20 protein-coding genes and 1 tRNA gene are annotated in these 22,140 nt (G+C 68.3%); 9 read left to right on the top strand and 12 right to left on the bottom strand.

The genetic code is table 11. The features are described from left to right. Window positions 1-286 precede the first annotated feature (286 nt). Entirely contained in the window at window positions 287-1,684 is a 1,398-nt protein-coding gene (locus ACH65_RS14365; protein WP_049623300.1) for a sensor histidine kinase, read from the bottom strand. A gap of 2 nt (window positions 1,685-1,686) precedes the next feature. Beyond that, a complete protein-coding gene (locus ACH65_RS14360; RefSeq protein WP_049623299.1) occupies window positions 1,687-2,352 on the bottom strand; it encodes a response regulator in 666 nt (221 codons plus the stop codon). A 222-nt stretch (window positions 2,353-2,574) separates the two neighbouring features. Here ACH65_RS14360 and ACH65_RS14355 point away from each other — a divergent pair, with 222 nt between their 5' ends. The 3 genes from ACH65_RS14355 to ACH65_RS14345 all read left to right on the top strand — a co-directional run bounded on the left by ACH65_RS14355 (window position 2,575) and on the right by ACH65_RS14345 (window position 5,347). Next, on the top strand, window positions 2,575-2,925 hold the full coding sequence (locus ACH65_RS14355; RefSeq protein ID WP_049623298.1) for a hypothetical protein: 351 nt from the start codon (window positions 2,575-2,577) through the stop codon (window positions 2,923-2,925). A 193-nt stretch (window positions 2,926-3,118) separates the two neighbouring features. Beyond that, complete coding sequence (locus ACH65_RS14350; RefSeq protein WP_049623297.1) at window positions 3,119-3,805, top strand: carbonic anhydrase; 687 nt, start codon at window positions 3,119-3,121, stop codon at window positions 3,803-3,805. Between the two features lie 18 nt (window positions 3,806-3,823). After that, the gene (locus ACH65_RS14345) at window positions 3,824-5,347 is read left to right on the top strand and encodes a SulP family inorganic anion transporter (protein WP_049623296.1); all 1,524 of its coding nucleotides are present in this window, start codon (window positions 3,824-3,826) and stop codon (window positions 5,345-5,347) included. A gap of 148 nt (window positions 5,348-5,495) precedes the next feature. Here ACH65_RS14345 and ACH65_RS14340 read toward each other — a convergent pair whose 3' ends face one another. Beyond that, on the bottom strand, window positions 5,496-5,924 hold the full coding sequence (locus tag ACH65_RS14340) for a DUF2501 domain-containing protein (protein WP_049623295.1): 429 nt from the start codon (window positions 5,922-5,924) through the stop codon (window positions 5,496-5,498). A 278-nt stretch (window positions 5,925-6,202) separates the two neighbouring features. On the opposite strand from ACH65_RS14340, the gene ACH65_RS14335 reads away from it, so the two are divergent. The 3 genes from ACH65_RS14335 to ACH65_RS14325 all read left to right on the top strand — a co-directional run bounded on the left by ACH65_RS14335 (window position 6,203) and on the right by ACH65_RS14325 (window position 9,628). After that, window positions 6,203-6,394: a hypothetical protein gene (locus ACH65_RS14335; RefSeq protein WP_049623294.1), complete on the top strand. Its 192-nt coding sequence runs from the start codon at window positions 6,203-6,205 to the stop codon at window positions 6,392-6,394. Window positions 6,395-6,615: 221 nt separating this feature from the next. Continuing rightward, complete coding sequence (locus ACH65_RS14330; RefSeq protein WP_049623293.1) at window positions 6,616-7,824, top strand: multidrug effflux MFS transporter; 1,209 nt, start codon at window positions 6,616-6,618, stop codon at window positions 7,822-7,824. 196 nt (window positions 7,825-8,020) lie between these two features. Next, window positions 8,021-9,628 carry an MASE1 domain-containing protein gene (locus tag ACH65_RS14325; protein ID WP_049623292.1) on the top strand — a complete coding sequence of 536 codons (1,608 nt, stop codon included), beginning with the start codon at window positions 8,021-8,023 and terminating at the stop codon, window positions 9,626-9,628. Between the two features lie 24 nt (window positions 9,629-9,652). On the opposite strand, the gene ACH65_RS14320 is transcribed toward ACH65_RS14325, so the two are convergent. Beyond that, a complete protein-coding gene (locus ACH65_RS14320) occupies window positions 9,653-10,123 on the bottom strand; it encodes a hypothetical protein (RefSeq protein WP_049623291.1) in 471 nt (156 codons plus the stop codon). 270 nt (window positions 10,124-10,393) lie between these two features. Further along, window positions 10,394-11,662 (bottom strand): cation:proton antiporter, encoded by a 1,269-nt coding sequence (locus ACH65_RS14315; protein ID WP_049623290.1) that lies wholly within the window; start codon window positions 11,660-11,662, stop codon window positions 10,394-10,396. On the opposite strand from ACH65_RS14315, the gene ACH65_RS19965 reads away from it, so the two are divergent. Then, entirely contained in the window at window positions 11,661-11,846 is a 186-nt protein-coding gene (locus ACH65_RS19965; RefSeq protein WP_153242616.1) for a hypothetical protein, read from the top strand. The two genes, ACH65_RS14315 and ACH65_RS19965, sit on opposite strands and share 2 nt — an antisense overlap. A 233-nt stretch (window positions 11,847-12,079) precedes the next feature. Here ACH65_RS19965 and ACH65_RS14310 read toward each other — a convergent pair whose 3' ends face one another. The 3 genes from ACH65_RS14310 to rnd form a co-directional block, all read right to left on the bottom strand. Beyond that, on the bottom strand, window positions 12,080-14,452 hold the full coding sequence (locus ACH65_RS14310; RefSeq protein ID WP_049623289.1) for a glycoside hydrolase family 70 protein: 2,373 nt from the start codon (window positions 14,450-14,452) through the stop codon (window positions 12,080-12,082). A gap of 553 nt (window positions 14,453-15,005) precedes the next feature. Beyond that, window positions 15,006-15,081, bottom strand: a tRNA-Ala gene (locus ACH65_RS14305). A gap of 54 nt (window positions 15,082-15,135) precedes the next feature. After that, complete coding sequence (gene rnd, locus ACH65_RS14300; RefSeq protein ID WP_049623288.1) at window positions 15,136-16,254, bottom strand: ribonuclease D; 1,119 nt, start codon at window positions 16,252-16,254, stop codon at window positions 15,136-15,138. A 99-nt stretch (window positions 16,255-16,353) separates the two neighbouring features. On the opposite strand from rnd, the gene ACH65_RS14295 reads away from it, so the two are divergent. Both ACH65_RS14295 and ACH65_RS14290 read left to right on the top strand, forming a co-directional pair. Next, a complete protein-coding gene (locus tag ACH65_RS14295) occupies window positions 16,354-18,294 on the top strand; it encodes a formylglycine-generating enzyme family protein (RefSeq protein ID WP_049623287.1) in 1,941 nt (646 codons plus the stop codon). Between the two features lie 202 nt (window positions 18,295-18,496). Further along, window positions 18,497-18,742 (top strand): hypothetical protein, encoded by a 246-nt coding sequence (locus ACH65_RS14290; RefSeq protein ID WP_049623286.1) that lies wholly within the window; start codon window positions 18,497-18,499, stop codon window positions 18,740-18,742. Window positions 18,743-18,840: 98 nt separating this feature from the next. Here ACH65_RS14290 and ACH65_RS14285 read toward each other — a convergent pair whose 3' ends face one another. The 4 genes from ACH65_RS14285 to ACH65_RS20330 all read right to left on the bottom strand — a co-directional run. Continuing rightward, entirely contained in the window at window positions 18,841-19,284 is a 444-nt protein-coding gene (locus ACH65_RS14285; RefSeq protein WP_053096275.1) for a nuclear transport factor 2 family protein, read from the bottom strand. Window positions 19,285-19,507: 223 nt separating this feature from the next. After that, window positions 19,508-19,756: a helix-turn-helix transcriptional regulator gene (locus ACH65_RS19170; RefSeq protein ID WP_202594221.1), complete on the bottom strand. Its 249-nt coding sequence runs from the start codon at window positions 19,754-19,756 to the stop codon at window positions 19,508-19,510. A 98-nt stretch (window positions 19,757-19,854) separates the two neighbouring features. Further along, window positions 19,855-20,559, bottom strand: a complete 705-nt coding sequence (locus ACH65_RS19960; RefSeq protein ID WP_153242615.1) for a hypothetical protein — start codon at window positions 20,557-20,559, stop codon at window positions 19,855-19,857. Between the two features lie 98 nt (window positions 20,560-20,657). Beyond that, on the bottom strand, window positions 20,658-22,140 hold a 1,483-nt coding region (locus ACH65_RS20330; protein ID WP_049623285.1), incomplete at its 5' end, for a hypothetical protein.

The raw sequence follows: 22,140 nt of genomic DNA, 5'->3' as shown, positions 1-22,140 counted from the left end.
TGGGCAAGCAAAGAAAAGTAACTCGCTCCCCGGCAGGGGAGCGAAACCCCCGGCCAACGGCCGGCCAGATCGCATCAACGTTTCGCTTCAAAAAACGAACGTGTGGTGCCGGATGACTAGCTTCGCTGTGGTGAAGCGCCTCCGGCCTATGCCGGAACGACGAGCAAGAGCGACGAGCAAGAGCGACGAGCAAGATCGAAAGCGCTGCGTCCCCGCGCCCCCTTGGCCACCGCAAAAACACGCCCCATCGCCCCACCGCATCGGCGCGGCAAGACCGCGACCAACTCTAGCCCTGCGCCGTCAGCGGCAGCGTGATGCGCACATGCAGTCCATGCCCGAACGTCGAGTCGAACAGCTCGATCCGCGCATCGTGCAGCTGCGCTGCGCGCCGCACGATGCTGAGCCCCAGGCCGTAGCCCGGCGACTCCGCGCGGCTCTCGCGGTGGAAGCGGTCGAACACCACCTCGCGGCGGTCGGCGGGAATGCCGGGGCCGTCGTCGCTGATGTCGATCACCGCGGCGGTCGCGGTGGACTTCAGCGACACCTCGACCTGGCCGCCGGTGGAGGCATAGCGCAGCGCGTTCTCGATCAGGTTGCGGAACAGCGCGAACAGCGCCGCCTCGTGGCCTTGCACGAGGAGCTTCGGCGCATCGTTGACCAGGCTGAGCTCGATGTCCTTGCCCGCGATCAGCGGCGCCATTTCCTCGATCACCTCGGTGGCGACGGCCACCAGGTCCATCGGGCTGCGGTCGCGGGCGGCGGCGCCGGCTTCGAGCCGCGCCAGGGCCAGGATCTGCTCGATGCGCCGGGCCAGCCGCGCCAGGCTCTGCTGCGCCTTGTCCAGGTCGAAGCGCGCGTCGAGCGGGTTGTTGGTGAGGCTGGCGCTTTCCAGGTGGATCACCGCTGCGGTGAGCGGCGTGCGCAGCTCGTGCGCCACGTCGGCGTTGAAGCGGTGCTCGCGCTCGATCACGTCCTCCAGCCGCTGCAACTGCTGGTTGAGCGTGGCCACCAGCGGCTTGATCTCGTGCGGCGAATCGCCGATGGCGACCGGCTGGCGGCTGCCCGGCGTGCGCTCGGCCAGGCGCTGGGTGAGCAGCGACAGCGGGCGCAGGCCGCGTTGCACCGCCCAGCCGGCCAGGATCGCCAGCAGCGGCAGGCCGAGCAGCAGCGGCAGGCCGTGCTCCAGCATCAGGCCGCGGGTGATGTCCTGGCGGTTGTCCTCGCGCTCACCGATGCGCACGGTGAGGCCCTTGTGGCTGAGGAAGGTGTACACCCGCCAGCGGGTGCCGTCGTGGACGATGTCGCGGAAGCCGAAGTCCAGCGAGGTGGGCGAGGGCAGGTCCTGCAGGTTCGAGGTGGCGATGATCAGCCGGTGGAAGGTGTCGTAGACCTGGAAGCCGCCCTCCGGCTCGAAGTTCTGGTTGCGCACCGACACCACCATCGCGTCGGTGGCCTTGGTGGCCGGTGCCACCACCTTGCCGGCCGGCTCGAAGAAGGCCGAGGGCTCGTTGTTCTGCACCAGCGCGGCGAGGGTGTGGCCGGCCTGGGCCAGGCGGCCGTCCAATAGCTCGTTCATCTCGCGCCGCTCGCGCTGGTAGCTGATCAGCCCCAACGGGATCAGCACCAGCAGCTGCACGGCGATCACCAGCCAGGTCAGGCGGCCGCGCAGGCTGAAGGGCTTCATCCTCACTTGGGTTCGCGCGGGATCATGTAGCCGACGCCGCGCACGGTGTGGATCACCTCCGGGCTCAGCTTGCGGCGCAGCCAGTGCACCTGCACCTCCAGCGCGTTGCTCTCCACCGAGGTGTCCAGGCCGTACACCGAGTTCTCCAGGCTCTCGCGGCGCACGATGCGGCCGGCGCGCTCCATCAGCACGCGCAGCAGGGCGAACTCGCGCCGCGTCAGCACCACGTTCTCGCCGCGATAGGCCACCTCGTTGGTGGCGAGGTTGAGGCGCAGCTCGCCCACCTCCACCGTGCTGTCGGCCAGCCCCTGCGCGCGGCGGGTGAGCGAGCGGATGCGCGCGGCCAGCTCTTCGAGGTGGAACGGCTTGACCAGGTAGTCGTCGGCGCCGATGTCGAGGCCGCGGATGCGCGTCTCCAGCGCGTCGCGCGCGGTCATGATCAGCACCGGGATGCGGTTGCCCTGGCGCCGCGCCTCCTTCAGCACTTCGAGGCCGTCCTTGTCGGGCAGGCCGAGGTCGAGCAGCATCACGTCGGCGGACTGGTCGCGCAGCGCGGCCATGGCCTCGCTGCCGTGGCGCAGCCAGGTCACCGCATAGGACTGCTGCTCCAGGGCGTGGCGGATCGCCTCGCCGAGCTGGGCATCGTCTTCCACGAGCAAGATGTGCACGGATCTCTCTACCTGTCTGTCATGGGGCGGCCGGCGCGGCGGCGGGGGAACCATTTTCATGATGCGCGATCAGTCTTATGCCGATCTTAAACGTCGACGTGTGAGGCTCGCCGACGCGGCGATGCGCCGCGCTGCATCGTGCCGTGAACGGCTTCGGCCGGTGCGCAGAATTTTGCGATGCAGCACTTGCTATTGACTGGACAGTCCCGTAGGTTTCCATCCATGGTCCTCCGCCGCGCCAACGTCATTGCCAGCCTCGTGCTCCTGTGGAGCATGCTGCTGCTCGGCAACGCCATGGCGGTGGGGAACCATGCTGCGTCGCACGCGGGGCACTCGGGTACGACCGGGTATGCCCAGCACGTCGTGTCCACCGACCTGGCACCCGGCGGCGACGCCTCCAGCGACGACGGCGCCCCCAGCGTCTCGGAAGACAACTCCAGCGACGACACGCTGGCGCTCCCCGAGCATTTCGTGCTGCACCTCGCTTCCACCGTATCGGCCGAACTGCCGCGGGTCGCGCCCGCGCTGGTGAGCAGCCCGATCGGCCAGGACCCGCGTCCTCCCTCAGTCTGACGCCCCGGCGTCGCCCGATGCTGGCCTGATTCCAGGCGAGTGTCCGTCGCGCGCCATTCCCGTTTCCGGCATGCAAGAGCGCTGCGCCGCGTAGGCGCCGGCGTCCGCCTGCCGCGTGGCTCCCCGCACTTCCACGTCCCGTCGATGCCCTCCCGCATCGGCCTCCCCATCCGTTTGACTTGAGAGCCTACCCATGGAACGTCTGATCGAAGGTTTCGACCAATTCCGCCGCGAGGTCTTTCCGCAGCAGCGCGAGCTGTTCAAGAAACTCGCCCACGGCCAGAACCCGCACACCATGTTCATCACCTGCGCCGACTCGCGCGTGATGCCGGAGATGATCTTCTCCACCCAGCCCGGCGAGCTGTTCGTCAGCCGCAACGTGGGTAACATCGTGCCGCCCTACGGCCAGTTCGTGGGCGGCGTGATCGCCGCGATCGAATACGCCGTGCAGGCGCTGGAGGTGCAGAACATCGTGATCTGCGGCCACTCCGACTGCGGCGCGATGAAGGCCGTGCTGCATCCCGAGCACGTGGCCGACAAGCCCGCGGTGGCAACCTGGCTGCACCATGCCGAGACCGCGCGCCACGTGGTCGCCCAGCACGACCCCGAGCTGTGCGGCCACGACGTGCTCAAGTGCCTCACCGAGGAGAACGTGGTGGCGCAGCTCGACCACCTGCGCACCCAGCCCGCCGTGGCGGCGCGGCTGGCGCGCGGCACCTTGCGCATCCACGGCTGGGTTTACGACATCGAGCACGGCGAGATCCGCGCCTTCGACGCCAAGCTGGGCAAGTTCGTGCCCCTGCTGCCCAACGTCTGCCCGATGCCGGAGGCCACGCCGCGTCCGCGGCTGGCCCAGGCCGTGGCCGAAGCGCTCGCCTGACCGAAGGAGGCCACGACCATGCGCGCGTACTTCTCACAAGGCTTGTTCGGTCGCGACCTGCTGGGTTCGGTCGTGGTGTTCCTGGTGGCGCTGCCCTTGTGCATGGGCATCGCCATCGCCTCGGGCATGCCGCCGGCGGCGGGCCTGATCACCGGCATCGTCGGCGGCGTCGTGGTCGGCGCCATCGCCGGCTCGCCCCTGCAGGTGAGCGGCCCGGCGGCGGGCCTCGCGGTGCTGGTGTTCGAGCTGGTGCGCGAGCATGGCGTGGCCGCGCTGGGGCCGGTGGTGCTGCTGGCCGGCCTGATCCAGATCGCCGCCGGCCTGTGCCGGGTCGGCATCTGGTTCCGCATGACCTCGCCGGCGGTGGTGGCGGGCATGCTCTCGGGCATCGGCATCCTGATCGTGGCCTCGCAGTCGCACGTGCTGATGGATGCGCTGCCCAAGGCCCGCGGCCTGGAGAACTTCGCCGCGCTGCCGGCGGCGCTGTTCGATGCCGTCGGCGGCGGCAGCGGCCTCGCCGCGCTGCTGATCGGTCTGGCCACCATCGCCATCATGCTGGGCTGGGAGAAGCTGCGCCCGGCCAGGCTGCGCTTCGTGCCCGGTGCGCTGCTCGCGGTGGTGGCGCTGACCGCAGTGGTGCAGCTGGCCGGCCTCGACGTGAAGAAGGTGGACGTGCCGTCCAACCTGTTCGCGGCGGTGTCGCTGCCGAGCTTCGCCAGCCTGGGCGGCCTGATCGAGCCCTCGCTGATCGTCTCGGCGATCACCTTCGCCTTCATCGCCAGTGCGGAGACGCTGCTGTCGGCGGCGGCGGTGGATCGCATGCACGACGGCCCGCGCACCCACTACGACCGCGAGCTGACCGCGCAGGGCGTGGGCAACCTGCTCTGCGGCTTCCTCGGCGCCTTGCCGATGACCGGCGTGATCGTGCGCAGCGCGGCCAACGTGCAGGCCGGCTCGGTCACGCGCATGGCGGCGATCCTGCACGGCGCGTGGATCCTGGTGTTCGCGCTGCTGTTGCCGTGGCTGATGCGCATGACGCCGGTGTCCTGCCTGGCCGGCATCCTGGTCTACACCGGCATCAAGATGGTCAACTTCAAGCAGGTGAAGGCCCTGGCCGCCTACGGCAAGGGCACGGCGGCGATCTACGTGGCCACCACCGTCGCCATCGTCGCCACCGATCTCCTGACCGGCGTGCTGATCGGCTTCGGGCTGTCGCTGTTCCGCCTCTCGCTGCTGTCCTCGCGGCTCAAGGTCGGCCTCGACCACCACGACGAGCCGGGCCACGCCTCGCTGCACCTGGAAGGCTCGGCCACCTTCCTCAAGGTGCCCTCGATGGCGCGCACGCTGGAGCAGGTGCCGCCCAACACCCGCCTCAGGCTGGTGCTGGACCGCCTGCACCACGTCGACCAGGCCAGCCTTGAACTGCTGCGCGACTGGGGGCGCAACGCCACCCGGCACGGCAGCGAGCTGATCGTGGACTGGCAGGAACTTTATCGCCGCGTGGAGGGCGAAGGCCCCCACAAGCCCGCTGCGGCGCACTGAGCCCCGCCGGTCGGCTGCCCTCGCGGCCGGCCGGCGCCCCCTGGGCATTTTGCGTTTCGTCCGCTGCCCTCCAGCTCCCCGAAACGCTGCCGTCCGGCCACTGCCGTGGCCGGGCGGCTTTTTTCAGGGATGCTTTCCCGACGCCTCGTCAGCCGCCGAGGAAGGAGGACGCGGCCTTGTCGGCCACGGTCTTGCACAGCTGCTTGGCGATCTTGCCCTTGAAGTCGCCCAGGCTGAACTGCTGCCCGTCGCCGCCTTGCAGGACGCCGCTCAGGCCCTGCTGGTATGGGCTCGACGCGCTGGCCTTCTGCGAACCGCCGAGGCTGCCGAGCAGCTTGTCCTTCAGCGTGGAGCTGGCGCTGGGCAGGTAGCCGTTCTTCTGGCAGTAGCCCAGCACGCCGGCGGCGTTCTGGGCGCTGCCGAGCGAGGACAGCGAAGGCAGCGACGAGCCCGAGCCATGCGAGGAAAGCAGGCCGCCGGCCTGGCTCTTGAGCTTGTCCAGGCTCTGCGCCGAGGCGCCGCCCGCGGCGAGCAGCGCCGCGGCCAGGGTGAGGATGCGGAGGCGGTTGCTGGGCATGACGGGACTCCATGGTGGGTGAACGTGGAGGGTATACCTCGCTGCGTGAATCCTCGACCGTTACAGGCCTTGTGCGCACTTGGGCGGCGTCGGGACGATAAAAACTTGCGGACATCGGTGGGACAGGCGGGCCCTGCGCGATGTTTTCCGCCCCGATCGAACGAGCCGTGCGCCGGACGATCCCGCTTCCCGCATCGTGCGTCGCGCCGGCGGTTCACGCCTGCTGGACGGCGCCTCTGCCACGGTGGAACCCGTGTCGACGCACGCGGAGAACGACCATGTCCGACAACGATGCCCGTTGCGGCCACGCCTCCTGCCGCTGCACCGTGCCGAGCGGAAGCGAATACTGCAGCGACTATTGCCGCGAGGCCGCCGCGACCACGCCCGAGGAGCAGACGGCGTATTGTGACTGCGGTCACGAGCCCTGCGTCCAGGCCAAGGAGGCCAGCCTCATGGATGCCACCGTCTAGGCCGGGCGGTGCAGGCAGTGCCGGCCGCGCGTGGCGGTGCGGTGCCTGCAGCACCTGGTGACCCGACACGTACGGCGCGATCGGAGACGGGCAGGGCTTGAGTTATCCCGCCGCATGCCTTATTCATCGCCTTGCCCTCCCGCATGCCCGATGCGGTGATTCCCGGGCGGCACCGGACCGGCGGCGCATCGCCGCGGCCCTCCTCGCAAGGACATCGATTCATGACTTCCCGTTTTCTCGGGGCGGCGCTGATTCTCGGCCTGCTCTCGGCGATCGGCCCGTTCGCCATCGACATGTACCTGCCGGCGCTGCCCACCATCCAGCAGAGCCTGCATGCCGACGTGCGCCTGGTGCAGGCCAGCCTGATGGCGTTCTTCATCTCGCTCGGCGTCGGCCAGCTGATCTACGGCCCGGTGTCGGACATGGTGGGGCGCAAACCGCCGATTTACTTCGGCCTGGTGCTGTTCGCGCTGGGCAGCGTGGGCTGCGCGCTGGCGCCGAACATCCATCTGCTGATCGTGTTCCGCTTCATCCAGGGGTTGGGCGCCTGCGCCGGCATGGTGGTGCCGCGCGCGATCGTGCGCGACATGCACACCGGCACCGACGCGGCGCGGCTGATGGCGCTGCTGATGCTGGTGTTCAGCGTCTCGCCCGTGCTGGCGCCGCTGACCGGCAGCCTGGTGATCGCGCTGGCGAGCTGGCGCGGCATCTTCTGGACGGTGATGGGCGCGGCGCTGCTCGGCCTGCTGCTGGTGGCCACGGCGCTGAAGGAAACCCGCCCGCGCGAGCAGCGCGTGGACAGCAACCTGCGCAGCGCGCTGGCCGCCTACGGCGTATTGCTGAAGGACCGCCACTTCCTCGGGCTGGTGTTCCTGAACGCCTTCGGCGTGGCCAGCTTCTTCGCCTACCTGGCCAATTCCTCGTTCGTGCTGATCGACCATTACGGCCTTTCGCCCACGCACTACAGCCTGGCCTTCTCGATCAACGCGGTGGCCTTCATCGGCGCGGCCCAGCTCACCGGCTGGCTGGGCGGCCGCTACGGCCTGGCGCGCGTGGTGCGCACGGCGGTGTCCGGCTACGCGCTGACCATGGTGCTGCTGGCTGGCCTCTACATGGGCGGCGTGGACCGCCTCGGCGTGATGATGGCGCTGCTGTTCGTCGGCTACGGCTTCCTCGGCCTGGTGGTGCCCAGCACCGCGGTGCTCGCGCTGGATGGGCATGGCCGCATCGCCGGCACCGCCTCGGCCTTCATGGGCACGCTGCAGTTCGTCAACGGCGCCTGCGTGATCGCCGTGCTCGGCCGCTTCTTCGACGGCACCGCGCGTCCCATGCTGGCCGGCATTGCCGCCTGCGCGGCGATCGCCTTCCTGCTGGCGCACATCACCCTGCGCGACGGGCGGGCGGTAGTGGAGGACATTGTGGCGGATTGACGCGGCCGGGCGGCGGCAGCCCCCGGCCCGCGGGCCCGGTGTGCTTGGGCATGCATACCCACCGCAATACCAGGCCCGGACTGCGCTAGCATGACGCCGTCTTGCGCTTGTTGCGGTCTGCCTCGGGCTTGATGCGGGCAGGCATGGCCGGGCAGGCGGATGCAGGCGGCAGGGATTCCGGCAAAGGGTGGGGGGTATGCGTAAGGGATGGAAAGCTCACGCCTGGCTCGGCCACCTCGCGGTGGCCGTGGCCTATTTCGTTGGCGTGGAGCTGTTCCGTGCGGCGTCGTTCTCGCACTGGCTCATCGTGAGCGGATTCCGCGTGAGCGCGCTGCTGCTCGTTCCTTACCGCTACTGGCCGGCGATGATCCTGGGCGAGATGGTCTACCTGGTGCCTAGCAGCGTCCAATGCGCCGACCGCTGCGGTTCGACCTGGGCCGCATTCAATCTGACGCCTCCCATGCTCTTCGCGGCCCCTGTCATCTATCTGGCGCGCGAGAAGTGGCACGTCTTGCCGGCCAGGGGCGGGTTGAAGATGGGGATATTCCTGGCCTGCGCGATGGCTGTAGCGCTTTTGACCACACTCTATAGCCTGAGCTTGCTGTCGATCATGACGCCCTGGCCCGGTTCCAGTTATTGGCCGATCCAGTACGGCGAAGTTACTGCGCGCTGGGTCGTGGGCAACTACCTCGGCATCCTGGTGGTCGCGCCGCTGGTGCTGTTCCTTTTCCAGGCCGTGCGGGGCAACAGCTGGGGGGCGCTGCGCCGGCAACTGGGCGAGAGCCGGCTGCTGCTCGAGAGCATGGTCATGGCCGTGCCGGTGGTGCTGTTCCTGGTCTGGCTGGGCATGAACCTGCCGCAGGCCAGGCAGATCGTCCAGGTCGCGATGTTCTTGCCGGTCGTGTGGCTGGCCCTGCGCCACGGCTGGCAGGGGGCCGCCATAGGGGGCACGGCGGCCAGTTTTGCCGTCATGCTGCTGATGCCCAAGCGCTACGACGTCGCCACGCTCCAGGCCGAGGTGGTGATGGCTTTCGCGATCACCACCATGTTGCTGGTCGGCGCGCGCATCGGGGTGCTCGACCGCCGCGCCGGGCAGGAAAGCACCGACGTGCGCATGGCGCTGGCACTGGCCCAGCGCAACGTGCAGGTGGGCGAGATGCAGCTGCGCATGGTCTCGCAGGCGCTGGAGCAGGTCGGCGAGACCGTCCACATCGTCTGCACCCTGATGATGCGGCGGCTCCGGCACCTGCAGCCCTTCATCGACGACCGCAGCTATCACCGCCAGGCCCTGGTCGCGGAGGATCAGATCTATCGGCTCGCCGATGGCCTGTATCCCGCCCGGTGGCGCGAGCGCGGCCTGTCAGGCGCGCTGCGCGAGGGCGGGATGGCGCGTGCCCTGGACGAGGCCGGCATCGCCTACTGGTGCGACACGCGGGGTACGCCGGGGCTCTTGTCGAGCACGCTGCAGCTGACGCTCTACCGGCTTGCGTGCGAGGCGGTCGTCGATGCCTGCGGGCGCAAGAGCGCCAGCGAATTTCGGCTCACCCTGCGCTGCGGCGAGCTGGCCGGGCGCCGCGGTGCCGTGCTGCGCATCGAAAGCCACGCCCATCCGGCGCGCCTGGCAAGGATCCAGTGGAGCGAGCTGCTGCCACACCTGGTCCGGGCGTCGAGCGGGCAGGGTCGGCAGATGATCGAGGACCGCGCCGCCACCTTCCAGGGCCGGGTGCGCGAGCGCGTGCTGCCGGACAACGGCCGTCGCCTGAGCATCATTCTGTTCGACCCCGGGCACTCCAGCGACGGCTGACGTCCGCTGGAGCGCCCGCACGCATCACTGGATGTGGCTGGTGCATTCGGTCGGGTTGTCGTTGCATTCGCCGATGCTCAAGGCATTGAGCCTCAGCGTGCCATCGCTCTGCGGCGTCGCGGTGATCTCCATCGAATCGTCCTGGTAGACCAGGGTCGGCGAGGCCGTCGCCACGGCCGTGGACGAGAGGGTCGCCGGCTCCTGTGGCGTGGAGACCTGCTGCGAGTAGGCGCCGACCGGCAGTGTGATGAACTGGCCGTTGGCCGTGCCGACGGCGCCCAGCACGTTGCCGTTGAGGTCATTGATCTGCACGTACTTGATGCCGTTGAGGACGAACACGTAAGCGTGCCAGTGCGGATTTGCGCTGACGTCGGCAGCGTTCGGCCAGGACTGGCCGAGGCCGGTGGCGGGAGGGGTGGCGGCCAGGGCCGCGCCGGTGAAGCCGGTGAGCAGCAGCGCGACCAGCGCGCGGCGGCGGAGCGTGGTCTTCGACATGGTGCTTTCCCCTTGTGAATGGCATAAGTGCCCGTCAGGGCGGCTGGAATGTAGCATTCGGGGGAAGTCAGGGACGGTCGTGCGCTGGTGCCTGCGGAGAGCGTGAGTGCGTCCATGGCGCGGCGCCGGATGGGGCTTCGCGGCGGCAGGCAGAGCTTCGGTGCGGTTGTTGCGTGGCAGAGCCGGGGAGCCCGCAATCGGGCTGGCGGTGGGGCTGCGCCGCGGGCCGGCCCGCCCATGTGGGTGGCCGGCCCGCCCTGCGCGCAGCACTCAGCGCGAGGTTTCCGAAAGCGCTTCGGAACGCTGGGGCAGCATGGCGGCGGCCTTGGCCGCGCGCCGCCGCGTGAGGAACTGGAACAGCGGCCCGGTGATCACGGTGGACACCACCGCCAGGCTGATCAGCGCCGCGTAGGCGTGCTCGGACAGCAGGCCGTCCGCATGCAGGATGGTCGCCGCCAGGATTTCCATCAGGCCTTTGCACTGCAGCAGCGAGCCCAGCGCGATGCGGTCGTTGCGGTGCATGCCGGGAACCGGCGCAATGGCCAGCACTGCGAGCCACTTCGAGGTGAGCGACAGCACCATCAGGCCCAGCGCCACCGCCACCGTCAGCCAGCCGAAGGCGTTGCCGTCGATCTTCAGCCCGCTGTGCCCGAAGAACATCGGCGCCATCACGACCAGCGCGAACTGGCCCAGCTTCTCGATCGGCAGGCGGCGCACCAGCCGCTCCGGGAGCATCGCGCCGGCGAAGAAGGCGCCGATCAGTTCGTGCAGGCCGAGCCTGGCGCTGGCCCAGGCGCCCACCGCGAGGTACAGCCCGGCGACCAGCCAGCCGGCCGGCGCGGGCAGGCTGGCGCCGGCGCGCCGACCCACCACACCGAGCACGGCCAGCGCGCCCAGGCCGGCCACCGCCATCGCCTGCGGGAAGCCCCAGGCGAAGCCGCCGGCATGGCCGAACGCCGCCAGCTGGATCGCGGTGAGGCCGATCCACAGCGCCGCGTCGTCCACCACCGCCATGCTCAGCGCCAGCTGGCCCAGTGGCCGCCGGCTGGCATCCAGCTCGCGGACCAGGCCCACCAGCACGGGCAGAGCGCTCACCGCCATGCACAGGCCGATGGCCGCCGCGCTCAGCCCGTTGCGGCCGTGCGCCGGCACCCAGCTGTCGAGATCGAGCAGGTGCAGGTAGGCGAAGGCGGAACCGACCGCGAAGGGCACCAGCAGCGCGGCCAGCGCGCTCGCCGCCAGCCGCAGGAACGAGCCCCGCGCTGGCGCTTCATGCGGGGCGGCAGCCTGGTCGTGCGGCACGCGCAATTCCATGCCGGCGGTGAAGGCGAGCAGCAGTACGCCGAGGAAGCCGATCTGGTTGCCGAGCTGGGAGGGAAGGCCGAGGGTGGCGACCGGCAGCTTGAGCACGGCCAGCACCATGCCGATGACGATGGGGATGACCACCAGCGGGATGCGCTGCTTGAGCGCCTTCCACAGCAGCCAGGGGAGGGCCACGAACACCAGCATGTCGGCGGCGTAGGCGGAAATGGCGGGCATGTCGGTCTCCCTGGATGGATCAATGGAAAACGGCATCGAGGCCGAAACTGCGCCCTCTTACCTTTCGTGGTGCGCCACGGCCATGAACCCGAAAGGCTGCGTCGCGCCTGCTTGCCTGTTGCCTTCTTGTCTGGACCGTCCCTTCAGCGTCTCGCTGCTGCGTCGCAGCAATGCAAGGCCATGAAGCCATGCAGCGAGTAAGAAAGCGTTAATTTGGGATTCACGTTTTGGAGGCGGGGGCCGGTACGGCGAGTGCCGTGGGACTGCGCAGGAGCGTGGTTTCTTAATGCGCTTTTCCGTCTCGCCGTACCGGGGTTGGAAAACGAAAAGCCCCGGAGCCTGCGCTCCGGGGCTGCTTGGTACTTGGGAAGGCCTGCGCGGAAGCGGCGCCGGCAGGTCGCCCCCCGCTCGGGGCCCTTACTCCCGTACGAACGTATCCGGCACCCAGGTGGCGAGGTAGCCCTTCACGTCGACGGTCTGGCTGCCCTGCACGTGGACGGTGAGCACGCCGTCCTTGTCGGTGCGCAGGTGCTCCGGATGGAAGCCCAGGGCATCCACGAACCACTGGTTGCGATGCTTGCCGCCCATGTTGATGCGCACCGTGGTGTCGAGCGCCGGGTTGTCGCCGGCCACCACGGCCACGCCCGTGTCGCGGTCGGTGCCGAGGCGGACGTTGGCGACCAGGTCGTCGCCGTTGCTACCGGTGTTGCTGTTCTCGTAGGCGATCACCTGCTCGCCCTTGGCGAAGCGCTTGCGCATCGTGAGCAGCTTGACGATGTCGTCGTGGTACGGCGTGGGCGTGGACATGTACGGCTTGGTGGAGACGAACATGTCGCCGTAGAAGACGGTCGGCACCGTGTCCTTGGTGGTCAGCAGGATCGCGTAGGAGGCCGGCACGTTGTACGGCGCCCACTGCTTGTTGACGCTGTTGCGGTCGGCGTCGTACTTGTCGAACTGGTGCAGCTCGTAGGCCAGGCTGCCCGGCGTGCTGCCGGCCGCCTCGTCCTGCGAGAGGGGGATGCCCGCCAGCAGGTTGTGCTCCTGGTCGTGGTTGTTGACGAAGGACCAGTTGGGCATCGGCTGGCCGCCGTGGACGCGGTCGATCAGCGAGGCCTCGAACGCATAGCGCAGCGGCGCCCAGCCGCGGCCGAAGGAGAACAGCAGGCCCGAGTACGGGCCGGCGTCCATCACCATCTGGCCGAACTTGTTGGACTGCTCGAAGCCGACCTGCGCCGTCACGTAGGACTCGATGTAGCTCAGGTGGTTGTCGTTGTCGTCGCCCGCGAAATAGTCGAGGCGTTGGGCCGTCTCATTGCGCAGCACCTGCGTGTTGATGTGCGAGGCGGCGTCGATGCGGAAGCCGTCGAAGCCGAAGTCCAGCAGGTAATTCTGCCAGTTCAGCTGCTCCTTCTGCACGTCCTCGCGGGTGGTGTCGAGGTCGTTGCCGACCAGGAACTCGAAATCGAGCACGTTGGTGCCGATCTGGGAGTTGTCGTTGCCGGGAGCGTCGAAGCGGAACGCGGAGACACCGGTGTCGCTCTCGGAGGGCTGCGAATAGCCGGGCTGCTCGGCCAGGTATTCGTCGCTCAGCTCGCCGACGACCTTGGGCGTGGTGCGCAGCTGGCCCAGGATGGTGTTGCGCACTTCCTCGTCCGAGCCCGTATAGCCCAGCCCGCGCGCGAAATCGAGGAAGGTCTGGTTGACCACGTGCGGGCGCGGCTCGACGTAATAGAGGAACAGCGGCGCGTACAGGGCGTCGGAGTTCTGCGCGTTCTCGACCGCGAACCAGCTGTCGGCGACCAGGTAGCCGTCCACGGTGTTGATCTTGCCGTACTTGGCGGCGTCGCTCGCGGCCAGCCAGTCGGGCAGGTGGTTGCCGGGGTTGTTCGGACCGAGGTAGCGCCACGGCACGTTATTGGCGTCGGTCAGCACGCGGAACAAACCCTGGTTCTGAGGCGAGGTACCGTTGAAGTGGTAGTTGTCCCAGTACTTGATGTAGCCGTGCTCCTGCTCGCCCGGCGCGGTACCGGCAGCGTAGGCGGCGTAGAGGAAGTGGTCGATGAAGGAATTGTTGGGGTGGCCGTACATGTCCACGCCGGTCACCGGCAGCACGTGGCGCACGTTCAGGCCGATCATCTGGTTCGGCACCACGTCCACCTGCGCACGCACGCCCGCGCCGTGCAGCGCGTCCAGGGCCGACTTCAGCTGGTCGGCTGTGCCGTACTTGGTCGGGCCCTTGCCGTAGGCGCCGAGGTCGTAGCGGTCGGCGATCGCATAGCCCTCGCCGTACTTCGAGTCGGAGGCGGCGCGGTAGGGCGGCGGCGACCAGACGTCGGTGACGCCCCAGCCCGCCAGTTCCTTGGCGTGCGAAGCCAGGCTGGTGTAGGTGGCGTGGTCGTTGGGCTGATAAAGCGCGAAGGCCTGGAAGATGACGTGGTCGTCGAGCTTTGGGTTGGAAACGAACACGTCGCCCTGCTCGGTCGTGCGCAGCGCGCCCTGGAACTTGCCGAGCTTGACCTGGAGCTTGCCCTGGGGGTCGGTGGTGATGGACTGGATACCGATGAGGTCCGAGCCCGTGCGTCCCTGCGGCACGTTGGTGGACTTGATCGAGCGGGCGTCCTGCCAGATCACGCCGCCCTTGCCGTCGCGCACCTGCCGGATCTCGTGCGTGGACTGATTGGTTGCGCCGGGGGATGCCTGCGGTGCCGCGACCGCCAGGCCGGACAGCAGGCCGGTAATGGCGATGCTGAGCAGGGAAGCGGTGAATTGTGGGCCTGATGGCTTTTTCATGCGTAATGCCTCGGTATTTGAGGGAAGGGGGGCTTTTCGCTGGACAGGGGTGGGAAGGGTGTTTGCGGATTAATTTAAGTTCAATGTGATTTTTTGCCGCAGGGCGATTTAATGTGAGGCGCCTCACTCTTGAGTGGTGATGCGATTGACATGTAATCGTTTGCGTGTACTTGGCTGTTTGGTCGGGCCAGGCAGTGCAGCGAAGCCCCGGCAACGTGAGTTCCGGCAAGGTTTTGACACGGCTGCCTGGGCTGCGGCTGTATCCGTTAATTACGACGGCCAGGCTTTGGATTACTGCCGCCGGCGGCGCCAAGTCCGTGCGCGAGAAAATGCGCGAGAAAATGGTTTGAAGGCTAATGACTCAGCCCTGAATTGCGGTAATGACGATTCAATCCTTGCTCATGAAAGGTAATTACCGGCCATTCGATGATGGCCGGTAATTACGTATCGCGCCGGACCCGGGCGAGTGCATGGGGTGCCGATTTTCGAGCTCGGAAAACAAGAAAGCCCCGGAAGGCAGGTCGCTTTCCGAGGCTTTCGAGGCTGGATGAGTTGGTGGAGCGGAGGAGGATCGAACTCCCGACCTTCGCATTGCGAACGCGACGCTCTCCCAGCTGAGCTACCGCCCCACGCGAGCCGCGCATGTTAGCAGGGCCTTGGCGCGGCGCCAAGGCCCTGCGCGTTCATCCGGGCAGCAGGGCGGGCAGGCGGTCGCCGAGCACGCCGCGGCGCCAGCCGTTGAGGAAGTCCGGCCATTCGGCGGTGACCACGTATTCCTCCAGCACCTTGCGCGGGCAGAGCAGGCCCGGAGGAAGGTCGAGCTCGGTGGCGCAACGGTCCACCGCCTCCTTCATGGCGGCCAGCGATTTCTTGGCCTCGCCCTGCGGGAAGGTGGGAATGCGGGCGGTGTCGGCGAGTTCGGCCTCACCGACGGGCTGCTCGATGAGTTCGAACAGCTGGCGGCGTTCGGCTGCGCGCAGGGCGCGCTGGCCGCGGCTGCGCTGGTCGAGCTCGGCCAGGCTGGCGGGCGGCTGCTGGGCCAGGCTCATGGCGAGCGCGTCCTCCAGCAGCCAGGGGCGCGGGCGGTCGAGCTGGCGGGCGCTGCGGTCGCGCCATTGCAGGATCCGGCGCAGCATCGCCTGCTGTGCCGGCGGCCATTCGGCGGCGCCGCGGAACGTGCGCTGCGGCTGAGGTTCTTCCTCGCGGCGGCTGGCGCGGGCCTTGAGCCGTTCGCAGTCCTCGGCGTGCCAGGCGCTGCGTCCGCGTTGCGCCAGTCTTTCGCGCAGCTGTTCGTGCACCGGGGCGAGGTAGACCACGTCGAGCGTGGCGTAGAGGCGCTGCGACTCGGTGAGCGGGCGCTGCATCCAGTCCGAGCGGGTCTCGCCCTTGTCCAGCTCCGCGCCGCACAGCTCCGCGACCAGGGCGCGATAGCTGATGCCGAGGCCCATGCCGGCGAAGGCGGCGGCGATCTGCGTGTCGAACAGCTCGCGCGGCCCCGCGGGCAGCAGCGGCGACAAGGTCTCGAGGTCTTCGCCGGCGCTGTGCATCACCGTCACCGCGGGGCCGTCTGCGAGCCGCGGGCGCAGCGCGTCGCCGACGGTGAAGGCGAGCGGATCGACCAGCGCGTAGCGGCCGTTCCAGCCGAGTTGCAGCAGCGCCAGCTGCGGATAGAACGTATTGCGGCGCATGAACTCGGTATCGAGGCCGACCGCGGCCTCGGCCGGCAGTTCGGCCAGCCATGCGTCGAGCGCGGCGCGGTCGTCGATCCAGGTGGCGGCGGGGGCCGCGAGCGACAAAGACATCGGGATTCCTCGAGCGGGGCCGGGCGTACATTGCCCAGTCGCCGGTGGTGCCATAAGGTGGGCATTGCACGATAACAGCCCACCGCGAGACGCCCAACCATGCCGAGCGACCAGACTGTCCGACGCCAGCGCACGCTGGGTGGCGCGCTCGGGGTCACGGTGCTCGCCTGCGCGCTGGTCTATCACTTCTTCCCGCGCGTGTTCCACGTCGATCCCGCCACCGTGGCGGCGTCGCGCGCGCGGCTGGCGGGCACCGTGGCGCCGGCGGGTTCGCGTCCGGCCTTCACCACGGTGGACAACGAACTGGTGGCGGGGCCGCCGCTGACGCTGGCGCCGCGCGAAGTGATCGTCGCGCACACGCGCAAGCCGGCGCAGCCCCTGCCCGAGCAGCTCAGCGCGGACACGCCCGAGGTGCAGTCGCTGCTCGAGCGCGCCGCCAAGGCGCTGCACGACGGCCGCCTGGCCGGTGCGAAGGACAGCGCCGGCGCGCTCTACGCCGAGGCACTGAAGGCGAAGCCGGACAGCCGCCGCGCCGCGCAGGGCCTGTACGAAGTCCGCGCGCGGCTGGTGGCGCAGGTCGGGCAGGACATCGCCGTCGGCGATGCGGGCTCGGCCAACGACACGCTGGCGGATCTGCGCGCACTGCCCGGCAGCGCCGACGAGGTGGAACTGCTCGAAGCGCGCCTGAAGACGCTGGCGCAGGTGCAACCGCTGCTGGCCCAGGCGGCGGCGCTGCTGCAGCAGGGCAAGGTCGACCAGCCGCAGGGCGCCAGCGCGCTCGACGTCTACCGGCAGGTGCAGACGCTCGATCCGCCGAACGCGGTGGCGCAGCAGGGCATCTTCGAGGTGCAGCGGGCGGTGCTGGATCGCGCATTGGCGGCGGTGGCGCAGAACGACTTCGCCGCGGCCGACCGCGCGCTGCAGGAGGCCGATGTGATCCAGCCCGGCGCGCAGCAGTTGGTGGACGTGCGCAGCCGAGTGGACGGCATCCGCCATCAGCGCGCCAGCGGCCTGCTGGCCCAGGCACGCTCGGCGCTGGATGCCGGCAACCAGGATCTGGCACGCCAGCTCGCCGAGCAGGCGAAGGCCGTCAGCCCCGCCCTGGAAGGCCTCGACGATTTCGAGGAGCGGCTGACCAATGCGCGCCTCTACGCCAGCTACAAGCCCGGCCAGGTGTTCGCCGACCGCTTCGTGGACTTGCCGGGGCAGGCGCCTGCGATGGTGGTGGTGCCGACCGGCAGCCTGCGCATGGGCGCGCCGGACGGCGAGAATGGCCGCAGCGATGCGGAGATCCCGCAGCACACGGTGCGGATCGACCAGGGCTTCGCCATGGCGCGCAGCGAGGTCACGGTGGCGCAGTTCCGCGAGTTCGTGCGCCTGAGCGGCTACGTGCCCGACTCGGTGCGCCAGGGCGGCGCCAGCATCTACGACGAGCGCACCGGCGTGCTGCGCGACGATGCGGAGGCCACCTGGCAGGACGACTACGCCGGCCGCCCGGCGGCCGAAAACCTGCCGGTGGTCAACGTGTCCTGGAACGACGCCAGGGCCTATGCCGACTGGCTCGGCCAGCGCACCGGCAAGCGCTACCGCCTGCCCAGCGAGGCGGAGTTCGAGTACGCCGAGCGCGGCGGCACCGCCACGCGCTACTGGTGGGGCAACGGCGCGCCGTCCGGCAAGGTGGAGAACCTCACCGGCGCCGGCGACCGTTCGCAGCGCGGCCGGCGCTGGAGCAACGCCTTTGCCGGCTACCGGGACGGCTACTGGGGGCCGGCGCCGGTGATGAGCTTCACCGCCAACCCGTTCGGCCTGTTCGACATCAGCGGCAACGTTTCCGAATGGGTGGCCGATTGCTGGCACGACAGCTACCTGCGCGCGCCGGTGGACGGCAGCGCCTGGGTCAACCCCGGCTGCAGCGTGCGCGTGGTGCGCGGCGGCTCGTGGGGCAGCTCGCCGGACCAGGTGCGCTCGGCGTTCCGGCAGGGGGCGGACGGCGGCCTGCGCAGTGCGCGCGTGGGCTTCCGCGTGATCCGCGAGCTTTAGGGGTGCTGAGAAAGGCGCACCGCTGGCTCTTCCACATCGGCGCAACTGGCACCAGCAATGCCTTGAATGCATTGTCGGTTTTCTGCAACATCGAGTGGTCAGACTGGCTGCCTGACCATCCTGGTCGTCTGCACTGCCTGCGCATTTGCCTCGTCAGCGAGGGGCCGGCCCTGTTGTCACTCGACACCCCGAGGAAGACGCCATGACTCCGGAAACCGTCCGCCTCTACATCCCCTACAGCGATGGCGCACCGTGGATCGTGCGGCGCGAGGTGGCCCGCCTGGGCACCTACCCCAGCCGCGGCGAGGCCGTGGCCGCGGCCTTGGCGATGCGCCTCAAGCTGGTCCAGGCCTGGGGGCGGGGGCAGCCGCCGGTGAGCGTGCAGGAGAGCGACGGGAGTTGGCATGAGGTGCCGGAGGGCGTGCACCGCATCGTCTCTGAAGCGTAGAGGCGAAAACCCCGCGCAAGGCCGGGTTTGTCTGTTGCCGGTGTGCCGACAGGGCTGGCGCGGCACTTCCAGAAAACATGCTGCGTGGATGGCCCGGCTTACATGGCATCTTCTGCAGCCGAGCCGGCCATCATCGCGTCCTGCATCACGTACGGCACGTAGCGAAAGTCGCGGATCAAGCGCACTTTGCCGTTCTCCACCGTCAGCTCGATGAAATAGCCGGGCCGCGCATCCCCCCGCGCCCGGAACACCACGATCACCTCGCGCCCCTCCAGCCAGGCCGGCACCAGGTGCCAGTCGCTGTAGCGATCGTGGTTGCTCAGGTGATCGCCGACCGCACGCCCGGTGCGCTGCGCGCGCGACACCAGGTCGAGCTGTACGTCCTCGGCCAGCAGGGCACGCACGCCGTCCCAGTCGCGGGCGTTGAACAGGGCGACGTAGCGGGCCACCGCGGGCGAGGTCGCGCGCGGCGGCGGTTCCGGTGGCGGCGCCGCGGCCAGCTCGCGCAGCCGCAGCCGGCCGCGGTGCAGCGCCGCCTTCACCGCAGGCAGGCTCAGTTCCAGCAGGGCGCCGGGTATCCGGTTGGCGGGCCATGGGGGATACCCCCAAAAGTGACGAGATTCCAGGGGGCGTCCCTGGACGTGGATGGACGGCAGGCATAAAAAAACCCGCATGTTTGCGGGCTTTTCTTGGTTTCCGTGGGCTCTATGAGACGCGCCCTTGGACTCCCTCTTGGTACGGTGATAGGACTCGGCAAGCAAGCATTTAAGCGATCTTTGGGTGCTGTGTATTAAAGGTACCGTCAAAAGTACCGTCATTTGCTGCCAGCTTGGATGTGATCCATGCATCCACCTCGGCGGCCGACCACGCCACGGTACTCCCGATGGCGGTCAGAGACCGGGGGCGCGGGAACTGACCGGCGCGACTCCAGCGGTACAAGGTGCTCTTGGACACGCCGACTCGGGCCAGCACGGCAGGCAGACGGAGGAGGGCAGGGACGGTGGTCTCGTTCATAGCATTCATTCCTAGGATCAGGTGTGGGCAGCGGCCGATGTTCTGGCCGCGCCCGGAGGTGTCTGTGGCTGTGTGATGGGCGAGGGGTACGGGGGGAATCAGCCGCGCTTCAACTGTTCGATACCCTCACGGAAATTTGTGGTGAAATTTTCCAGGAGCCCTTCGGACACCTTCACCCCCACACGGGCCGACAGGGCCGCACGGTTGATGGTGCGGGGCGTGAAGGGCTTGGAAGGGACGACGGCAGGGGTTGCCGGAAGCGGTGGACGTGCCGGAGCAGTAGCCGGGGAATGTCCCGCCTTGGTTTCGACCGGAGCCCCTGCGCTCGCCGTGCGGTTCTCTGAGGGCTTCTCAGGGCGACGATGGCGACGACGGGGACCGGGGGTCTTCCCTGCCGGCTCGATCCCCGCCGCACGTAGCGCCTCAGCAGTGGGATACCAGTCCGAGGCGTTGAACCACACGGCACCCGGAAAGAACTCCAGGTTCTCCGTGCGGAGGTTCAGCGCGTTACCGTCGATGGCCCGCACGCGCTGTCCTCGGCCGGCTCCGGCAACGAGCCGGGCGATAGTGACCTCTCGGTTATGGCCGTCTGAGGTGTAGGCGTTGAGCGTTGGGTACGCACGCCCGCATCCGTCCTGCACGTACTTCCAGAAACGAGAGAACCCAGCGGCCATCAATTTCCGGTAGTCCTCTGCGTACAACGTCGCCTGCTGTTGGCTGTTGGCGAGAGGGACATGGACGACCTCCTGCCCGTCGGCGTCGGTGGTGAATTCGGGGGCTGCTTGCTGCTTGTACTTCGTCATGGGCGTCTGTCTTCTTCTAGGCAATATCCGCCCGTCACCGTCCGCAAGGCGGACAGTGAGCGAGCGTCGATGAGGGGTAAGCCGCTAGGTGGGAGGCGTTAGCGGGTGTTGGAGTGGATGAAGTCGATGAAGTCCTGCGGGGCGTACTGTGGGTCGTTCACGACCTCCTTCACCCCCTTCAGCTTCTGATAGTCCGCCTGCTGTTCCCGAGAGATTTCAAAGGACTTCCCATCGAGATTGGTTGCGTGCCAGGAGGCGTGCGGAACCGTGTCGGCGTCCATCAGTTCGTCCAACTTCTTGTTCACCGCGTCGCGGTCGTGGGGGCTGAAAAGGCCGGCTAGGCCGCCCTGATTGAAAGCCTGCTCGTACACGGCTTTCTTGCGGTCCTCTTGGGCCGACCAAGTGTCGTGGTGGCGTCGAATGAGGTTCGGATTCACCTGCTCAACACCGCCTCCCGGGCGCGAGATTGGGAAGGGCTCGCCTCCGATGGATTCATACGCCGTCCACTTGCCCGGAGTGTTCGGGTCGGGCCGGAACCAAAGCTCGTCGTCCTCGCCTAGGCGCCCTTCGCGGACCAGCTGGTTCTTGAAGGACACGCTGTAGTCCGTCATGGCCTTGGCCGTTTGGGGCTCGACGTGCTCGGTGGTGCCGAAAGTGGAGACGTATTGGTTCCCGACGCGGACGTGGCTGCCTTTGAATTTTTCCCAGGCGGCGTCAAAGACTGCGGAGGGCTCATCGGCGTACTGGCCCTCGGCCATCAGCTCGGTCATGGTGCGCAGCACCTCGGACTTGACCAGGGAGAGGTTCTGAATCTTCGTGTCCCTGGTGACGGGGTTGTACCAATGGGAGTCGTCGAAGTCGGTGGGAATGTCCTTCTCCCTTCGTCGCCACACATCGGCAACCTGCTTGCTCAGGATCGACGGATCGACAGCCTCGGCCGCCTGCACCTTCGCCCATGCCTGGGCCGGATCGGCACCCCAATACCGAGTCTCCCGCAGGTAGCGGTCGTACTTGGCTTTGGCCGTCGTACCGACTAGCTGATGCGCGTAGTCGGAGGACACGCTCAGCAGGGTTTCGTATACCTCGGCTAGCTGAGTGGCCTGCTTGCTGTCCGCCGTGTTGATGGAGTCCAGCAAAGACTTCATGCCGGGCCACGGAGTACTGTTGCGGGCCATGGCTATCGCCAGACGCTTCACGCTGTTTGTGTCGCCGGAGGCGGCTGCCTGCCTGAGCAAACGATCCGCAGCCTTCGACACCTTCTCGCGGCCAAATGCCTCGATCTGAAATGCGGTCCCATCCGTCGCCAGATGGTCCGCTTGGCGGTCCTCATCGGCTTGGGCGAGATGCTTGGCTAGCTGCTGCTGGCCCTCTCGGTTCCTTGAGTGCATCGAGGCGGCCCACTCGGGGCTGCGGTCGTACTTCTCGCGTACCGCTTCGATCTCTCGATCCGACAGCATGCCTTGGGCTGCCTTGTCGTCCAGATGGCCCAACACCTGGAACAACTCGGTCGCTTGCGATTGCTTCTTCTCGTCGTCTTGGATTGCCTGGCCTCGCCTGGCAGCTAGGAGCCTGGGCGGCAGA

This window comes from Frateuria defendens (assembly GCF_001182895.1).
GTDB classification, from domain to species: Bacteria; Pseudomonadota; Gammaproteobacteria; order Xanthomonadales; family Rhodanobacteraceae; genus Frateuria_B; species Frateuria_B defendens.
Note: the sequence above shows the minus strand (reverse complement) of the source record. Positions and strands in the feature narration are given on the sequence as shown.

What these genes read in the sequence shown, in the direction of transcription:
- ACH65_RS14350 (WP_049623297.1), top strand. Translation starts at nt 3,119, where the DNA reads ATGGAACGTCTGATCGAAGGTTTCGACCAATTCCGCCGCGAGGTCTTT.
- ACH65_RS14320 (WP_049623291.1), bottom strand. Translation starts at nt 10,123, where the DNA reads ATGTCGAAGACCACGCTCCGCCGCCGCGCGCTGGTCGCGCTGCTGCTC.
- ACH65_RS19170 (WP_202594221.1), bottom strand. Translation starts at nt 19,756, where the DNA reads ATGAACGAGACCACCGTCCCTGCCCTCCTCCGTCTGCCTGCCGTGCTG.
- ACH65_RS14345 (WP_049623296.1), top strand. Translation starts at nt 3,824, where the DNA reads ATGCGCGCGTACTTCTCACAAGGCTTGTTCGGTCGCGACCTGCTGGGT.
- ACH65_RS19965 (WP_153242616.1), top strand. Translation starts at nt 11,661, where the DNA reads ATGTCGGTCTCCCTGGATGGATCAATGGAAAACGGCATCGAGGCCGAA.
- ACH65_RS14295 (WP_049623287.1), top strand. Translation starts at nt 16,354, where the DNA reads ATGCCGAGCGACCAGACTGTCCGACGCCAGCGCACGCTGGGTGGCGCG.
- ACH65_RS19960 (WP_153242615.1), bottom strand. Translation starts at nt 20,559, where the DNA reads ATGACGAAGTACAAGCAGCAAGCAGCCCCCGAATTCACCACCGACGCC.
- ACH65_RS14290 (WP_049623286.1), top strand. Translation starts at nt 18,497, where the DNA reads ATGACTCCGGAAACCGTCCGCCTCTACATCCCCTACAGCGATGGCGCA.
- ACH65_RS14355 (WP_049623298.1), top strand. Translation starts at nt 2,575, where the DNA reads ATGGTCCTCCGCCGCGCCAACGTCATTGCCAGCCTCGTGCTCCTGTGG.
- ACH65_RS14365 (WP_049623300.1), bottom strand. Translation starts at nt 1,684, where the DNA reads ATGAAGCCCTTCAGCCTGCGCGGCCGCCTGACCTGGCTGGTGATCGCC.
- rnd (WP_049623288.1), bottom strand. Translation starts at nt 16,254, where the DNA reads ATGTCTTTGTCGCTCGCGGCCCCCGCCGCCACCTGGATCGACGACCGC.
- ACH65_RS14315 (WP_049623290.1), bottom strand. Translation starts at nt 11,662, where the DNA reads ATGCCCGCCATTTCCGCCTACGCCGCCGACATGCTGGTGTTCGTGGCC.
- ACH65_RS14340 (WP_049623295.1), bottom strand. Translation starts at nt 5,924, where the DNA reads ATGCCCAGCAACCGCCTCCGCATCCTCACCCTGGCCGCGGCGCTGCTC.
- ACH65_RS14325 (WP_049623292.1), top strand. Translation starts at nt 8,021, where the DNA reads ATGCGTAAGGGATGGAAAGCTCACGCCTGGCTCGGCCACCTCGCGGTG.
- ACH65_RS14310 (WP_049623289.1), bottom strand. Translation starts at nt 14,452, where the DNA reads ATGAAAAAGCCATCAGGCCCACAATTCACCGCTTCCCTGCTCAGCATC.
- ACH65_RS14330 (WP_049623293.1), top strand. Translation starts at nt 6,616, where the DNA reads ATGACTTCCCGTTTTCTCGGGGCGGCGCTGATTCTCGGCCTGCTCTCG.
- ACH65_RS14335 (WP_049623294.1), top strand. Translation starts at nt 6,203, where the DNA reads ATGTCCGACAACGATGCCCGTTGCGGCCACGCCTCCTGCCGCTGCACC.